This is a genomic window from Thalassospira sp. MCCC 1A01428 (assembly GCF_002115825.1).
GTDB lineage: Bacteria > Pseudomonadota > Alphaproteobacteria > Rhodospirillales > Thalassospiraceae > Thalassospira.
In genome coordinates this window covers 53,245-67,926 of the sequence record NZ_JFJZ01000027.1, presented here as the reverse complement: position 1 = coordinate 67,926, position 14,682 = coordinate 53,245, and the positions used below count along the sequence as shown (strand labels likewise).

General features: G+C 54.4%; 15 protein-coding genes. 8 read left to right on the top strand and 7 right to left on the bottom strand.

All coding sequences use genetic code 11. The features are described from left to right. Positions 1-38 precede the first annotated feature (38 nt). Positions 39-1,412 carry an MFS transporter gene (locus tag THS27_RS18045; RefSeq protein ID WP_246833015.1) on the bottom strand — a complete coding sequence of 458 codons (1,374 nt, stop codon included), beginning with the start codon at positions 1,410-1,412 and terminating at the stop codon, positions 39-41. Between the two features lie 120 nt (positions 1,413-1,532). Between THS27_RS18045 and THS27_RS18040 the strand changes: the two genes are divergently transcribed. After that, positions 1,533-2,420 (top strand): LysR family transcriptional regulator, encoded by an 888-nt coding sequence (locus THS27_RS18040; protein ID WP_085593367.1) that lies wholly within the window; start codon positions 1,533-1,535, stop codon positions 2,418-2,420. A 41-nt stretch (positions 2,421-2,461) separates the two neighbouring features. Here THS27_RS18040 and THS27_RS18035 read toward each other — a convergent pair whose 3' ends face one another. Beyond that, positions 2,462-2,986: an AAA family ATPase gene (locus tag THS27_RS18035; protein WP_085593365.1), complete on the bottom strand. Its 525-nt coding sequence runs from the start codon at positions 2,984-2,986 to the stop codon at positions 2,462-2,464. Between the two features lie 165 nt (positions 2,987-3,151). Between THS27_RS18035 and THS27_RS18030 the strand changes: the two genes are divergently transcribed. The 3 genes from THS27_RS18030 (at position 3,152) to THS27_RS26920 (ending at position 6,235) form a co-directional block, all read left to right on the top strand. Continuing rightward, positions 3,152-4,171: an LLM class flavin-dependent oxidoreductase gene (locus THS27_RS18030; protein WP_085593363.1), complete on the top strand. Its 1,020-nt coding sequence runs from the start codon at positions 3,152-3,154 to the stop codon at positions 4,169-4,171. A 329-nt stretch (positions 4,172-4,500) separates the two neighbouring features. Next, positions 4,501-6,075, top strand: a complete 1,575-nt coding sequence (locus tag THS27_RS18025; RefSeq protein WP_085593361.1) for an L-lactate permease — start codon at positions 4,501-4,503, stop codon at positions 6,073-6,075. 1 nt (position 6,076) lies between these two features. Then, positions 6,077-6,235, top strand: coding sequence for a hypothetical protein (locus tag THS27_RS26920; RefSeq protein ID WP_168184936.1), 159 nt, complete (start codon positions 6,077-6,079; stop codon positions 6,233-6,235). Between the two features lie 75 nt (positions 6,236-6,310). Here the strand turns inward: THS27_RS26920 and THS27_RS18020 are convergent, their stop codons facing one another. The 4 genes from THS27_RS18020 to rfbB all read right to left on the bottom strand — a co-directional run bounded on the left by THS27_RS18020 (position 6,311) and on the right by rfbB (position 10,062). Further along, entirely contained in the window at positions 6,311-7,507 is a 1,197-nt protein-coding gene (locus tag THS27_RS18020) for an MFS transporter (RefSeq protein ID WP_246833014.1), read from the bottom strand. Continuing rightward, positions 7,504-8,016, bottom strand: a complete 513-nt coding sequence (locus THS27_RS18015) for a TetR/AcrR family transcriptional regulator (RefSeq protein WP_246833013.1) — start codon at positions 8,014-8,016, stop codon at positions 7,504-7,506. Before THS27_RS18015 ends, THS27_RS18020 begins: the two co-directional genes overlap by 4 nt. Positions 8,017-8,235: 219 nt before the next feature. Next, entirely contained in the window at positions 8,236-8,874 is a 639-nt protein-coding gene (locus tag THS27_RS18010; protein WP_246833012.1) for a LysE family translocator, read from the bottom strand. A 135-nt stretch (positions 8,875-9,009) separates the two neighbouring features. Further along, on the bottom strand, positions 9,010-10,062 hold the full coding sequence (rfbB, locus tag THS27_RS18005) for a dTDP-glucose 4,6-dehydratase (protein ID WP_085593357.1): 1,053 nt from the start codon (positions 10,060-10,062) through the stop codon (positions 9,010-9,012). Between the two features lie 119 nt (positions 10,063-10,181). On the opposite strand from rfbB, the gene THS27_RS18000 reads away from it, so the two are divergent. Then, complete coding sequence (locus tag THS27_RS18000) at positions 10,182-11,372, top strand: PA0069 family radical SAM protein (RefSeq protein ID WP_085593383.1); 1,191 nt, start codon at positions 10,182-10,184, stop codon at positions 11,370-11,372. 25 nt (positions 11,373-11,397) lie between these two features. Here THS27_RS18000 and THS27_RS17995 read toward each other — a convergent pair whose 3' ends face one another. Next, complete coding sequence (locus THS27_RS17995) at positions 11,398-12,183, bottom strand: AraC family transcriptional regulator (protein WP_085593355.1); 786 nt, start codon at positions 12,181-12,183, stop codon at positions 11,398-11,400. 114 nt (positions 12,184-12,297) lie between these two features. On the opposite strand from THS27_RS17995, the gene THS27_RS17990 reads away from it, so the two are divergent. The 3 genes from THS27_RS17990 (at position 12,298) to THS27_RS17980 (ending at position 14,641) form a co-directional block, all read left to right on the top strand. Further along, positions 12,298-12,702 carry a nuclear transport factor 2 family protein gene (locus THS27_RS17990; protein WP_085593353.1) on the top strand — a complete coding sequence of 135 codons (405 nt, stop codon included), beginning with the start codon at positions 12,298-12,300 and terminating at the stop codon, positions 12,700-12,702. A gap of 236 nt (positions 12,703-12,938) precedes the next feature. Continuing rightward, on the top strand, positions 12,939-13,652 hold the full coding sequence (locus THS27_RS17985) for an alanyl-tRNA editing protein (protein WP_085593351.1): 714 nt from the start codon (positions 12,939-12,941) through the stop codon (positions 13,650-13,652). A gap of 128 nt (positions 13,653-13,780) precedes the next feature. Next, positions 13,781-14,641, top strand: a complete 861-nt coding sequence (locus THS27_RS17980) for a sulfurtransferase (protein WP_085593349.1) — start codon at positions 13,781-13,783, stop codon at positions 14,639-14,641. Positions 14,642-14,682: the final 41 nt, after the last annotated feature.

The following is a 14,682-nucleotide window of genomic DNA, read 5'->3' as shown; positions in this document are numbered from 1 at the left end:
GCAGACAAACCGGGGGCATTTTTGTTTGCAATTCAAAGCTATACAGGTCGGGTTTCAACCCTGCGCGCATAACGCCATAAATGCCCGGAAACCAACAAGGCGATGACCAGCAACGCCCCGGCAAAACCGGCCACCGCCGACCAGCCCCCCTGTGTCCAGAACCAGCCGCCGATAGACCCCATCACGCTGGAACCCAGATAATAGGACAGCAAATAAAGCGACGATGCGTGACCCTTGGACTGTTTTGCCATCCGCCCGACCCAGCCACTCGCCACCGAATGGGCCATAAAAAAACCGCTGGTTAAAACAATGATACCGCCAATCACGCCATAAATTGACCCCATCAACGTCAAGGCAACCCCGGCCAGCGCAACCAGAATGCCCGCCGCCATTACCGGGCCAAGCCCGTGTTTGTCTGCCAAGCCACCTGCGATAGAAGATGCCGCCATTCCAAACAGATAGACCATAAAAATAAGACTGATTGCGCCCTGCCCCAAATTATAAGGGTCCGCCACCAGTCGGAACCCGGCATAATTATAGACCGTCACAAAACAGCCCATCGACAGGGCGCCAATGACGAACACAAAGGGCAAAGCCGGGTGACGCAAATGTTTCGCCCACGCATCAATATGATAAGCCAGTTGAAAACCCGGCCTGGTGGTGAAGTTACGCGAAGGCGGCAGTAATATAAAAAAGCCAATCGCAGCCAGCAAATCCAGCCCGCCCAAAACACCCAATGCCATTTCCCACGACGAAAATTCGGTTAGCAAACCCACACCAACACGCCCGGCCATACCGCCAAACGCCGTGCCGCCCACATACAACCCCATCGCCAACCCCAACCCGCGCGGATGGATTTCCTCGGCCAGATAGGCCATCGCCACTGCAGGCACCCCGCCCAGAACAAAACCTTCAAGCGCGCGTGCCACCAGCAACACATGCCAATCGGGAATAAATGCATCGGCAATATTTAAAGCCGATGCCGCGCACATCGACACAAACATCAATCGCCGCCGCCCAAATGCCTCGGACGCGGCCCCCGCCAGCAAAATTGAAAAAGCCAAAAACCCGGTCGTCAACGACAAGGCAAGCGAGCTTTGCGTTGGGCTGACAGCAAAATCATCGGCAAAAGCCGGCAAAAGCGGCTGCACACAATAAATCAGCGAAAACGTCGCGAAACCGGCCAAAAACAGCGCCATTGCCACCCGGCGATAGGCTGGTGTCCCCGGCTCAACCCAGCTTTGGGCGGGATATGTCATTTTAGGGTCATCAACGTCGGCAAATTCGGGCCGGGTCGCCATCATATCCTGATTTGGGTTATCCCGGCCCGTCTCGACTGCTTTTGCGGCTGCGTTTGCCGGTGCGGCGGTACTGCGAGGTGGCAGGTCCTGGTCTGCCTTTGGCTCTGTCATCTTCAATCCTTGGCGGGTAATAGGGCGCTGTTTTTATTTTATCCAAATTGTTGCACCCTGCGCGTCATCCGTCCAATATATGTTACTGCCATTTTCAATATGTTTTAGAGATACCAAAACGTGGAACTTCGTCATATCCGTTATTTTCTGGCTGTTGCCGAGCATGGCAACTTCACCCGGGCGGCCCAGCATGTTGGCATTGGTCAACCACCGCTCAGCCAGCAAATAAAGGACCTGGAAACCGAAATTGGTGCAAAGCTGTTTCACCGTGTTCCGCACGGTGCCGAACTCACCGATGCGGGTGCCGCCTTTAAGGCCATTGTTGAACAGTTTCCCGACCTTGCCCAACAGGCCATACACGCCGCACAACGCGCTGCACGCGGCGAAGTCGGCACCATCCATGTTGGCTTTACCGGCTCTGCCGCGTTTAGCCCGGTTGTGCCCGCCGCCATTCGCGCCTTTCGCCGTGCCTGGCCCACCGTCAAACTTACCCTGACCGAAACCAATTCCACCCGGCTGTTAACAGACCTGATTGACGGGCAGCTTGACGCCGCCTTCCTGCGCCAAAACACCGTCGATCATGCCAACATCAAACTTCATGATCTGGGCAATGAACCAATGCTGGCCGTGCTGCCCACCGGCCACCCCGCCGCAACACATGAAACCATCTCGCTTGCCATGCTGGCGCATGACCCGTTTGTGTTAACCCCGCGCGAGGTTGGCCCCACCCATTTTGATACGGTGATAAATGCGTGTCGCAATGCCGGTTTTGAACCGGAGCTGGGGCAATCGGCCCCGCAAATCGGGTCGGTGATTAACCTGGTGGCTGCCGAAATGGGGGTGTCGCTCGTGCCCGCCGGCATGGGGCAATTGCAGGTCCGCGGGGTTGTTTATCGCCCGGTTAAGGGCACCCCTGCCATCGCATTTCTGGCACTGGCCTATCGACGCAATACCACATCAACCGTCATTCGCAACTTTATCAACAGCACAATTAACGGCCAAAATTAGCCATTTTATCAATACCCGGGAATTAACCTTTTAACAAAAGCTCACCCTTTTCCGCCATCAAACAACCGCGATATTACCTGTGTTGCCAGTTGGGCGGCGGTGTTGCGCGCGCTATCAAGCACCCATTGCCCGTTTTGCCATGGTTGATAATCGCGATCCTGTACAGCCTGCCAGTCTGGCAGCTTTAAATTTGGCACGCTTGGGTGCCGGGTTTCGATCCGCTTGCGATGCTCCGCCACATCCGAACAAATCAGTTCAATTTCAACAAATTTAACACGCGCCTTATGGGCCACATCGCGCCACGCGGCACGGGTTATTTCAAGCGGGTTCACACTATCGGCAATTACGTAATGGTCCAGCGCCAGATTATCGGCCGCCAGCTGGTACGCAACCATGTATCCCTGCGGCCCCATTTCAAACGCGCCATCACCATATAAATCATCGGCATCACGCAAAGCCTGCTCGATGCTATCGATCCGAAGCCAAACTGCCGATAACTGTTCTGCCAGCATATGTGCCAGCGTGCTTTTGCCACAGCCCGGCAAACGGCCCAAAATAATCAACATGCGCAAAACCACCCGTCCATGCCCAACAATCCTATGATTTGACCGAGAAATAATACGCCAGCAACAGGTCGTGCTGGCGTTATGGCAATTTTACCCTAAATTAGGTCCTAACAGGCCCATTTGGCGCGGCTGAAAAATGCCCTGCGCCCAACAGGATATATTGTCATGACACGTTTCTCCATCCTTGACCTGTGCCCGGTAAACGACGGTGAACATCCGTCCGATGCCCTGCGCAAAACCCTTGAACTGGCCCAACAGGGCGAAAAGCTGGGCTATTACCGATATTGGCTGGCAGAACACCACAATATGCCCGGCATCGCCAGTGCGGCAACATCGGTGGTCATCGGCCATGTTGCTGGTGGCACCAAAACCATTCGCGTCGGGTCGGGCGGCGTTATGCTGCCCAACCACGCCCCTCTGGTCATTGCCGAACAGTTTGGCACCCTTGATGCCCTGTATCCCGGCCGGATCGACCTTGGCATTGGCCGCGCACCCGGCACGGACCAACGCACCGCCGCCGCGCTGCGCCGCGATATGCATGGCAGCGAAGAACGCTTTATTCAGGATGTTTTGCAGGTTCAGCAATTCCTTGCTCCGCTGGAAGGCAACCCGCCCATTCGTGCTGTACCGGGCTATGGGTCACAAGTTCCGATGTGGCTTTTGGGTTCCAGCCTGTTTTCGGCGGACCTTGCCGCCCGATTGGGCTTGCCTTTTGCCTTTGCATCGCACTTCGCCCCCGATTATCTCATGCAGGCGCTGGACCTTTACCGGTCCCGGTTTGAACCATCCGATCAGCTTGATAAACCTTACGCCGCCGCCGCGATGGGCTTTTTTGCCGCCGATAGCGACGAGGAAGCCCGGTTTATAGCAACCTCCATGCAACAACAATTCCTCAACCTGCGTCGTGGCAACCCCGGCAAATTACCGGCCCCGGTCAAGGATATGGATACGGTATGGAATTCAATTGAAAAAGCCGGTGTTAACCATGCCATGCGCTATGCCGCCGTTGGATCACGCGACACAGTACGCAGCAAGGTGCGCGAATTTTTGTATGAAACCCGCGTCGATGAACTGATTTTAACCGCCAATATTTTCGATCACGACGCCCGCCTGAAATCGTTTGAAATCGGGGCCGAAATTCGCGATGACCTGACCGCAAAAACCGACAAGGCCGAGTGCGCCTGAGGCGCCACCGCCAAAATCAAAGACAGATCATAATTATCTGTTTTGATTAAAACAGTCGCCTTATATTAAAAACCCGCCAGCCCGATAACACGGTTTGGCGGGTTTTCTATTTCCTTCGCCACCCCTGTATATGTTGAAAATAACGCCTTAATAGCTACAGCGTTATCTATCCCGAACCAATATACCAGCGAAGCGAACCACTTCCATAATGCGAAAATCCCCTTGCCGCACCTTGCGCAGATGTCAGGCATCGGACATGATACGTGCGTGGTTAAAACGGTTTTGTGTTTAACCACAACGTCTTGTTCCCAAAGGTTCACGCATTCCCGATGATCAAGTTTATTCTGGCCGCCCTGCCCATTGCCACCATTCTGTTTTTAATGATCAAGGCAAACTGGGGCGCAGCCCGTGCCGGTGCGGCAGCATGGTTCATTACCGCCGCCATTGCGTTTTTTGCCTTTGGCACCCCGGTCGATATGCTGATCGTCGCCCAGGCCAAGGGCGTGATGCTGGCCCTGTATATTCTATATATCGTTTGGGCTGCGTTGATCCTGTATTTCGCGGCAGAGGAAGCCGGTGCCATTAAAACCATCGGGGCCGCCATTCGCAAACTGACAGACGACCGGCCGTTGCAATTGCTGATTTTGGGATATGTTTTTGCCACCTTTTTGCAAGGTGTAGCCGGTTTTGGTGTGCCAATTGCCGTTATTGCCCCCTTGTTGCTGGGCATGGGCTTTTCGCCGGTTCTGGCGGTTGCGGCCCCCATGATCGGGCATAGCTGGTCGGTTTTGTTTGGCAATATGGCCACCTCGTTTGAGGCCCTGATTGGTGTGACCGGCATTCCCGGCAGCGAGCTAACCCATTATTCAGCGATATTACTGGGCCTGTCGGGCTTTACCTGCGGGGCAGCTGTTTTGTGGCTGGATGGCGGTTTTTTAACCATTCGCCGCCGCATTGTGCCATTGGTAATCATTGCCGGAGTAATGGGTGTTGCCCAATATGTGATGGCAAATTACGGCGTCTGGACGCTGGGTGGGCTAACCGCCGGAATTTTCGGTCTGATCGCATCGATCATTGTCACCCGGTTCTGGAAACCGCACCCCGACGACATTGCCGAACCGGGATCGGACGACCCCCAAAAAATGCCCCTGATCGAGGGTTTAACCCCCTATCTGGTGTTCATGATCATTGTTGGCCTGGCAACATTCGTTGCCCCGGTCGAACATTTTTTATCCGGCGTGGAACTTACCCTGTCATTTCCGGCAATGGAAACCTCGCAAAGCTGGCAAATTGCGGCGGATAAAGCCAAGGCAATTGCCATTTTCGGCCATCCCGGCGCACTTTTGCTTTATACTGCTGCGATCAGCTTTACCTTTTTCAAATTGCGCAGGCGTTATGCCCCGGGTATTGGCAAACGCATTGCCCAACGCACCCTTAAAAGCGGCCTTCCCACCAGCATTGGCATGGTGCCGGTTATTGGTCTGGCGTTAATGATGGACCATGCCGGTATGACCTATGCGCTGGCTGAAGGCGGGTCAAAACTATTTTCAGGTACCTTTGCCATTGCTTACCCGGTGGTCGCCCCGGCGATTGGTGCCCTGGGGGCCTTCATGACCGGCAGTACCAATAATTCCAATGTGGTATTTGGCATGTTCCAGCGCCACACCGCCGAACTTTCAGGTCTTTCCACCGCCCTTATACTGGCAGCACAGGCCACCGGCGCGTCGCTTGGCAGTATGCTGGCCCCGTCAAAAATCATGGTGGGCTGTTCCACTGTTGGACTGTCGGGCAAGGAAGGGCCGGTTTTGTCGGTTGTTTTAAAAACCGGCGTCATTTTAACCCTGCTATGTGGCGTTTGGGCACTGGGTATTTTGCTGGTCACAATGATGCTGGGGGGAAACTAAGATGAAAAAGTTCCTGTTTAATCCGGTCTTTCTGGTACTGGCATCGCTTGTTTTACCGGTGGCATCGTTTCTGGCGATGAAAGGTAATGACAACCTGCTGGCCGATATCCTGTTTGGGATATTTGTGCTGGTGATGGCCCTGATCGCCCTTCGCAAATAAAGCACTTGAATTTCAAATATTGAAATATCGAAACACCTGCCTGTCCCTTTGCGTCACATGGCACACCCCACGCCCTTAAACCGTGGGGGAAGGCCCGCTCTTTTGCATGTCAGTTCGACGCTGGCCTTTTTGCGCCTTCATCACCCCGGGTATCAGGGCAAGGCTGGCAAAAACAAGTACTGCCCCCATCGGCCCAAACGCGTTTAACAAAAAGCCAAAAACAGGGGCGCCCGCTGTTTGCCCGATGGCGATGGTCAGAAAACCAATCATTAACCCGATAGCCGGCCGATCCGGCAGGGCAGTTACCCCCCACACCAGATACACCCCGGTCAACATGACATAGGCCGCCCCGAACAAAACACCCCCGGCCAGGGTTGCAACCATTACCGTGCCCAGCCCTGCCGCCAGAATACCGCAGGCCATTGCGACCAGAAAAACCCGATGGACATGGTTAAGTCCAAACCGCGACACAAGTGCCCCGGCCCACGCCCCGACAATACCACCACCCCCAATGGCAACCCACAACGCCCCGCTGCCCATGGCCCCTCGCCCAAGCTGCAACGTGGCAAGCTGCCCGCCAAAGGACCAAATTGCCGTGCTTGCCACCCCCATAAGAAAGGCCGCAAAAATCAAACGGGCGATATTGCCTTTTAAAGGTGGCAACACCCCCTGTGCCAAGCCGGAACCGCCAGCAGCAACAGCAGGCGGAATGGTTCGCGCAAGCACACCCGCCAAAACAAGGGCCGCAACGGCAAATGCCGCAAATGCCAAACGCCATTGCCCACCAATGATCAGGGCGATGGGCCAGGACAACGCCACCCCCGCACTGGTCCCGGCATTGATCACGGTATTGGTGATATCCTGCCGGTCACGCCGCACCGCCGCTGCCACCGCGGCCGCCATTGGTGGCGATGCCAACCCTGTGCTGGCCCCGGCAAGCATGACAGCACTGGCAAGCCAAACGGCATTCGGGGCCGCCGCAATACCGACCATACCGATGGCAGCAACCCCCGCCGCCCCCACCGCAACTACCCGTGCGCCAAACCGCTCCGTCGCGAATGCCGACACAATGATCGAAATGCAATAGCCAAAAAATGACCCGCCGGAAATAACCCCGGCAAGGGTGGAACCAAGCGATAAATCGGCATCAATTTGCGGCAGAAACAGACCAAAGGCAAAACGGGCAAAACCATAACATATGGCAATCAGGCCAAAGCCCACAGCGCCAAGACGTATCGCCGGACTTATGGACAAGCTGACAGGCGGGGTCATGGCCGGGCCTGCGCAACAATTATGGCCGCAGCCTTGCGCGCCGCCATCACCGCCTCCGGCCCCCGATAAATGGCCGCGGCAGTGGCCCCTTCAATAAGAACAACAATCTGTTCCGTTAACGTCGCATTGGTTTCATCGTTGCCGCCAACTTCCTGCGCAATGATGTCCGCTATTTTTGCCCGCATCGCAGCCTTGTGCGCCAGAACGACCCGGGAAATTTCCGGCATGTCGCCGCCGGTTTCGCCATATGCACGCAAAAACAGGCATCCGCGTGCCCCTTCGTCGCGCACCCAGCCTTCGAGAACCGCGAAAACAGCATCAATGCTATCGACCTCAAGGCGCGCCATGAAACGCTTTTCACGTTCGGACAATACCAGCCCCATCAGGGCAACTTTGCTGCCGACATGTTTGTAAAGGGTCCGGCTGGAAAGTCCTGCCGCCTGAGTTAACCGGTCCATCCCGGTTGCGGTGAAGCCGTTACGATCAAAAAGCCGTTCAGCGGCTGTCATCAGATTTGTTTTGATATCCATAACCCAAGTGTAAAACGAACGTTTTACACTGTCAACAAACGACACCCGTCACTGGTTGCACACCACATAAAAAAACACCCCACACAAAGGGGTTCCTTTACTTTAACCGATTGAAATATTGCACTTGTTTTATGCCGGAACCCACGAAACATGCCAGACTGCCCCCTGTTACAATCAAAAAGCAGCCTCGCAATATTCTTAAGGGCGAAAGGTTGCCAGCTTGACGCCACAGGCAATAAACACACTGCCGGTAACGGCCTTTAGCACGCGCTGAAAGCGGCCATTACGCACGGCCCTTGTTAACCGGGCCAACACCAGAATCATGGCTGTAAACCACACCGCGTTAATCAGGGCATGAACACAAACCAGCGTATAAGCCGCACTGATCGACCCCGCCCCCATCGGCACAAATTGCGGAAACGCGGCAAGATAAAAGATCGAGACTTTGGGGTTTAACACATTGGTCAAAAACCCTTCGCCAAAGGCTTTGGCAAGGGTCCGCTTACGCCGCGCGGGCGATGTTTCACCAACGGTTTGAACGCCACGCCAGGCATCGCGCAGGGCCTTGATACCAACCCAGCACAAATAAGCGGCACCCAGCATTTTGACCGCAAAAAACAATTGCGCCGATTGCACCAGAATGACCGAAATACCCAGAATGGACAGGGTGCCGTGCACATAAAATGCGGTAACAAAGCCCGCAACATTGGCAAAGCCTGCCGCACGCCCCGATGTCGGCACGGTTTTGGCGATCAAAACACCATTAGGACCGGGCGACATCACCAGAAGCGACGTTACCAGTGCAAATGTCAGTATCTGAGACCATTCCATAGCCATAACCGCACCTTTTTGCCGGTTTGCAATTTACCGACAAAGGTTAGCCGATATTTTTTAAACCGGAAACAAACTTGAGGTCAGGATACTAAAAAACCGGCGACTTTATATCCCAACCATCAGGCGTACATTTTGTTTTCAGGCGACGCCAAGACGCTGCCCCTGATATTTGCGGTCCAAAATAGGTTGCCACCATTGTTCATGGTTCAAATACCACGCCACCGTGTCACGCAACCCGCGATCCAGATCATATTGCGCCTGCCAGCCCAGCCGGTTTTCCAGTTTGGTGGCATCAATGGCATAGCGGCGGTCGTGGCCGGGGCGATCCTGCACAAATTCGATCAGGGCATCGTCTTTGGGCAAGGTGCGATGGGGCGACAAATCGCGGACATGAGAAATAACCTGATGGACGATATCAATATTGCGTGCTTCGTTGCGCCCGCCGACATTATAGGTTTCGCCCACCTGCCCGTGCTGCACGATCAGGCGCAAGGCGGCAACATGGTCATTCACATGCAACCAGTCGCGAATGTTGTGCCCATCGCCATAAACCGGCAATTTGCGACCGGCCATCGCGTTTAAAATCATCAGTGGAATAAATTTTTCGGGAAATTGAAATGGCCCGTAATTGTTGGAACAATTCGATATCAATATCGGCAGGCCATAGGTGTGATGCCATGCACGCACCAGATGGTCGGACGATGCCTTGCTGGCCGAATAGGGCGAATTGGGCTGATAACGGCTGTTTTCATCAAACAAACCCTGTGCGCCCAGCGATCCATAAACCTCGTCGGTTGAAACATGCAAAAAACGGAAATTTTGCTGACGGTCAGGCGCCAGACCGCGCCAGTAATAAAGTGCCGCATCAAGCAACCGATAGGTGCCAACAATGTTGGTTTCAATAAAATCACCCGGCCCGTCAATAGACCGGTCCACATGGCTTTCCGCTGCCAGGTGCATAATGGCATCTGGTTTAAATTCATCCAGAATCCGTGCAATTTTGTCGCCATCAGCGATATCAGCCTGCATAAACCGATATCCCGGCGCCCCTTCAATTGCCGCAAGGGATCGCTGGTCGGCGGCATAGGTCAGTTTATCGATATTCAAAACCTGCCAGCCACATTCCGCGACCAGATACCGGCATAAGGCCGATCCGATAAAGCCGGCACCGCCGGTTACAACGACGCGCATGGAAACCCCTCGTTTCGTTAAGAATGACGGCCACCAGACAACCATCCAAACATGGCCCGCAAAAGGCGTAATTAGGGTTTTGCGATTGCAATGTTCATTGTTTGTTCTATATTGGCGACATGGAAAAACAAACCGTCACCGCACCATCCGATTTTGAGGATTTTGACGCCGCCCACAACCGGGACGCGCCGGACCCTGCGCTGCTGCCCGCACGGGCACAAAAAGGGCGCGGGGCGATTTCCAATATCAATGGCCGCTATGAAAAGCATTCCCATCATGCCTGGGATGACGGCTGGTTAATGGAAAATATTAACCACGACACGGGAACAGGCGCGGACAGCAACGATGACTTTCCCCCTGCCCGCGTTAAAACCACACTGGGCGTGGATGGTGCGCGCAGTGTTATCACCCGCAATCAAAGCCCAGATGTGCCATTTGACCGTTCGATCAACCCCTATCGCGGGTGTGAGCATGGCTGCATTTATTGTTTTGCCCGGCCAACACATGCCTATCTGGGCCTGTCACCCGGGCTGGATTTTGAAACAAAGCTGTTCTGGAAACCCGACGCCCCGGCCCTGTTACGCAAACAGCTTGCCGCCAAAAGCTATATGCCGGCCCCCATCGTCATTGGCACCAGCACCGACCCGTACCAGCCCGTAGAGCGGGAAAAACAACTAACCCGTAACATCCTTCAGGTTCTCGGCGATTGCCATCATCCGTTTTCAATTATTACCAAATCCGCGCTGGTATGCCGGGATATCGACCTGATTGCGCCCATGGCAAAGCAAAACCGGGCCTCGGTTGCAGTATCGGTCACATCGCTTGATAACCGGTTATCGAACTTGTTAGAACCGCGTGCCAGTGCCCCGCATCGCAGGCTGGATGCTGTTGCAAAACTAAGCGATGCCGGGATTCCGGTAACGGTTTTATGTGCGCCGATCATTCCGGGTTTAAATGACAGTGAAATCGAAAATCTGGTCGCGGCCTGCCATAAGGCCGGGGCACAATCGGTTTCGCATATTGTGTTACGGTTGCCGTTAGAAATTGCCGATCTGTTTGATGAATGGCTGCAAAACCATTATCCGGACCGACGCGACAAGGTAATTTCCCTGATCCGGCAAATGCGCGATGGCAAATTATATGACGCAAATTTTGGCAGCCGCATGCGCGGCAACGGGCCAATAGCCGACCTGATTGCCCAACGCTTTAATCTGGCACGGCGCAAACATAATATGCAGGGGCGCTCGCTTAACCTTGATTGCAGCGGGTTTATTCGCCCCGGTGCGAACGGGCAATTATCCCTGTTTTAAAAACCGTTCGATGCTGTTGCGGGGGCTAAAGACCCTGAATATCAAGATAGCGCCCCGGTGTTATGCCGAATGTTTTTTTGAATGCCGCAATAAACGCGCTGATATTTTCATACCCCAGATCCAGTGCCACGGTTGTTACAGCCTGGCCCGCAGACAACATTTCCAATGCGGCCAGCAACCGTGCCCTTTGCCGCCACCCCTTAAACGTGAAGCCGGTTTCAGCGACAAAATAGCGGCTTAATGTTCGCGGGGCAATTCCCGCCCAATCGGCCCATTGCGCCATGGTTCGATTATCGGCCAGATCAATGGTAATTTGCCGGGCAATGCGGCGCAAACGCGCGTCACCGGGTGCAGGCAAATTAAATGCAACCGGCTGTGCTGCTGCAATTTCGTCAATAATAACCTGCACCAACCGATGCTGGGGCCCATTTTGCGGCCCCGCCGGCCAACTTGCGGCACGGGCAATAGCAGCCTGTAAAACATCATTGCCGACAATGGTTTGTGGCGATGGTGGCAAACCGGCACATAAAGCTGGCGGGATATAAACGCTCCACCCTTGAAATGGCCCGTTTGATTGCAAAGCATGGTCATGGTGGGGCGGCACCCACGCTGCATGCACCGCCGGAACAACCCAGTTCCCCGCCCTGGTTTCAATGCGGATCGACCCTTTTAACGGGCCGATCAACTGCCCATGGGCATGGTTATGCAACGCAGTTTCACGCATGGCAGAACTGCGCCGTAAAACAGCATGGATAGAAGATGACGCATTTGCCGGGTCTAATACATTTGGGTCGATCAAATAATCAGGCATGGCCTTAAATCCGTATTCATTGGCATTGATACGTTAGCACGGCCAAATTTATAACGCTAATTTCCAGCAACCGGCAAATGGCATTGGGCCATTGCCCAACTGGAAGCAATCACCATGACCCAAACAAACGCAAAACAGCTTTTACAGAACCTGTTTGCAGCACTGAGCGACCCGGCGATATCGCTTGAGGATCTGTCCGGTTTTTTCACCAGCGACTATGTGCAACTCGTCGATGGCGAGACCCTGAACCTTGCAGGTTTTCTGGAACATGCCGCAACGTTGCGTGGCGCCCTTGAGACTGTCGATGTTGAATTTGAAACCATCATTGCCCGCGACAACACCATCGCCGACATCCATATTGTAAATGCCCGTAAAAAGAATGGCGGCAGGGTAAAAATGAAAGTAATCGCGTTTTACACGCTACGGGATGGCAAAATATCCCGGATCGAGGAATTAACCCACCTGATCAGTGGAAATGGTGCTGACCGCGATATGGGATCGCGCATTGACCCGAAATAACCGCAAATTCCTGAAATAAAACCAGGTTCACTCCGCCTAAACCAGCACATCCAGCCATGGTGTTGCACATCAAAACGGCGGGGTGAACGCAAACAAAATTGTGATGCCACAACCATTTGCTGGCGAAAATAGCAATTTTATCCTCGACAGCCCTGACAAAGCCGCGCCACCATGGTTTTAGAAAACGTAAAAACCGACGTCCGGCGCACCCGCGCCCGGAAAACAGGGAGCCCCAAATGACTGACCTTCTGTTTCGCAAGGATGCCTATCAGAAAGACTGTACTGCCACCGTTATTGCCCACCATGACCATGCCATCGCGCTTGATCAGACGGTTTTTTATGCCACCAGTGGTGGACAGACCGGCGACAAGGGAACGCTGGTTTTGGAAGATGGCAGCGAAGTGCCGGTAACCATTACCGTGAAAGACCGCGAATCGGGCACACCATTGCATGTGATTGCCGATGATCACGCCCTGCCGCCGATCGGCAGCAAGGTGCGCGCGGTGCTGGACTGGGAAACACGCCATCGTCACATGCGGTTTCACACCTGCCTGCATGTTTTATGCTCGCTAGTTGATGGCGGTGTTACCGGTGGCAACATTGCCAGCCACAAGGCCCGGCTGGATTTTGACATGGAAGACAGCCCGGACAAGGAAGAACTGACCGAAAAACTGAATGCCGTTCTGGCGCGCAATGCCGACGTTTATGACGGCGAAATCAGCATTGCCGAGTTGAAAGCCAACCCCGAACTGGTGCGTACCATGTCGGTGCAACCACCGATGGATGGCGACACGGTGCGTACCGTTACCATCGAAGGCATCGATTTTCAGCCCTGTGGCGGCACCCATGTGCGCAACACGTCGGAAATTGGCCAGGTACGGGTATCGAAAATCGAAAAGAAAGGCCGACATAACCGTCGCATCAATATTGTTTTTGACGAAGCCGAATAAAGTTTTCAGAATTGGTTGTCTGAACGGGCCGGTAAATTTAATAACGCCGGTTCGTATCTTTAAAAACAATGATCTTCGGAAACGACCGGGGACATGCAATACCCACCATTGCAAACCGGAGCTTGACCATGAGTGACCCCAAATCTGACGCGCTGGTTTCCACCCAGTGGCTGGCAGAGCATTTAAACGCCCCTGATGTGCGCGTGATTGATGCAAGCTGGTATATGCCTGGCAGCGGCAAGGACCCGCGCGCCATTTTTGATGCCAAACATATTCCCGGTGCCGTCTTTTTTGATATTGACGATATTGCCGCCGACGACAGTGCCCCCCTGCCCCATATGATGCCCGACGCCATCAAGTTTTCAGCCAAAGTCCGTAAACTGGGCCTGGGCGATGGTGTGCGCATTGTTGTTTACGCACAAACCGGTGTGGCATCCGCCGCTTGCCGGGCATGGTGGATGTTGCGCCATTTCGGCCATAACGATGTTGTGGTTCTTGATGGTGGATTACCGAAATGGGAAGCCGACGGCAACCCGGTGACCGATGCGGCAACGCCCCCGCGCGAACGCCATTTCACCGCACGCGCCAACAGCTTTTTGCTGCGCGAATATGACCAGGTCCTGGCCAATGTTGATACCGGGCGCGAACAACTGGTTGATGCCCGTTCGGCCGAACGTTTTGCCGGCACCGCCGATGAACGCTGGGGCGCACCGGGCCGCATTCCCGGGGCCTATAATGTCCCGTTTGAAAAACTGCTTAATGCCGACGGCACCTTTAAGGATGGCGACGACATAAAAGTGGTTTTCAAGGATGCTGGCGTAAACCTTGATAAACCGATGGTTACCAGTTGTGGCTCGGGTGTTACGGCCTGTGTGCTGGCCATGGGGGCCTATATTGCCGGTAAAAAACATACCGCTGTTTATGACGGATCGTGGGCGGAGTGGGCTTCGCGCCCCGAAAGCCCCCGCGCATCGGGCCAGCCCAAATAGGACAGCACAATGATTTTTTGGCCCCGCCCCCCTGCACCGTC

Bases quoted from the DNA above. Each gene is read 5' to 3' on its own strand.
- THS27_RS18030 (WP_085593363.1), top strand. From the start codon at position 3,152: ATGACACGTTTCTCCATCCTTGACCTGTGCCCGGTAAACGACGGTGAA.
- THS27_RS26920 (WP_168184936.1), top strand. From the start codon at position 6,077: ATGAAAAAGTTCCTGTTTAATCCGGTCTTTCTGGTACTGGCATCGCTT.
- rfbB (WP_085593357.1), bottom strand. From the start codon at position 10,062: ATGCGCGTCGTTGTAACCGGCGGTGCCGGCTTTATCGGATCGGCCTTA.
- THS27_RS18035 (WP_085593365.1), bottom strand. From the start codon at position 2,986: ATGTTGATTATTTTGGGCCGTTTGCCGGGCTGTGGCAAAAGCACGCTG.
- THS27_RS18015 (WP_246833013.1), bottom strand. From the start codon at position 8,016: ATGACAGCCGCTGAACGGCTTTTTGATCGTAACGGCTTCACCGCAACC.
- THS27_RS17995 (WP_085593355.1), bottom strand. From the start codon at position 12,183: ATGCCTGATTATTTGATCGACCCAAATGTATTAGACCCGGCAAATGCG.
- THS27_RS18010 (WP_246833012.1), bottom strand. From the start codon at position 8,874: ATGGCTATGGAATGGTCTCAGATACTGACATTTGCACTGGTAACGTCG.
- THS27_RS17985 (WP_085593351.1), top strand. From the start codon at position 12,939: ATGACTGACCTTCTGTTTCGCAAGGATGCCTATCAGAAAGACTGTACT.
- THS27_RS18025 (WP_085593361.1), top strand. From the start codon at position 4,501: ATGATCAAGTTTATTCTGGCCGCCCTGCCCATTGCCACCATTCTGTTT.
- THS27_RS17980 (WP_085593349.1), top strand. From the start codon at position 13,781: ATGAGTGACCCCAAATCTGACGCGCTGGTTTCCACCCAGTGGCTGGCA.
- THS27_RS18045 (WP_246833015.1), bottom strand. From the start codon at position 1,412: ATGACAGAGCCAAAGGCAGACCAGGACCTGCCACCTCGCAGTACCGCC.
- THS27_RS17990 (WP_085593353.1), top strand. From the start codon at position 12,298: ATGACCCAAACAAACGCAAAACAGCTTTTACAGAACCTGTTTGCAGCA.
- THS27_RS18000 (WP_085593383.1), top strand. From the start codon at position 10,182: ATGGAAAAACAAACCGTCACCGCACCATCCGATTTTGAGGATTTTGAC.
- THS27_RS18020 (WP_246833014.1), bottom strand. From the start codon at position 7,507: ATGACCCCGCCTGTCAGCTTGTCCATAAGTCCGGCGATACGTCTTGGC.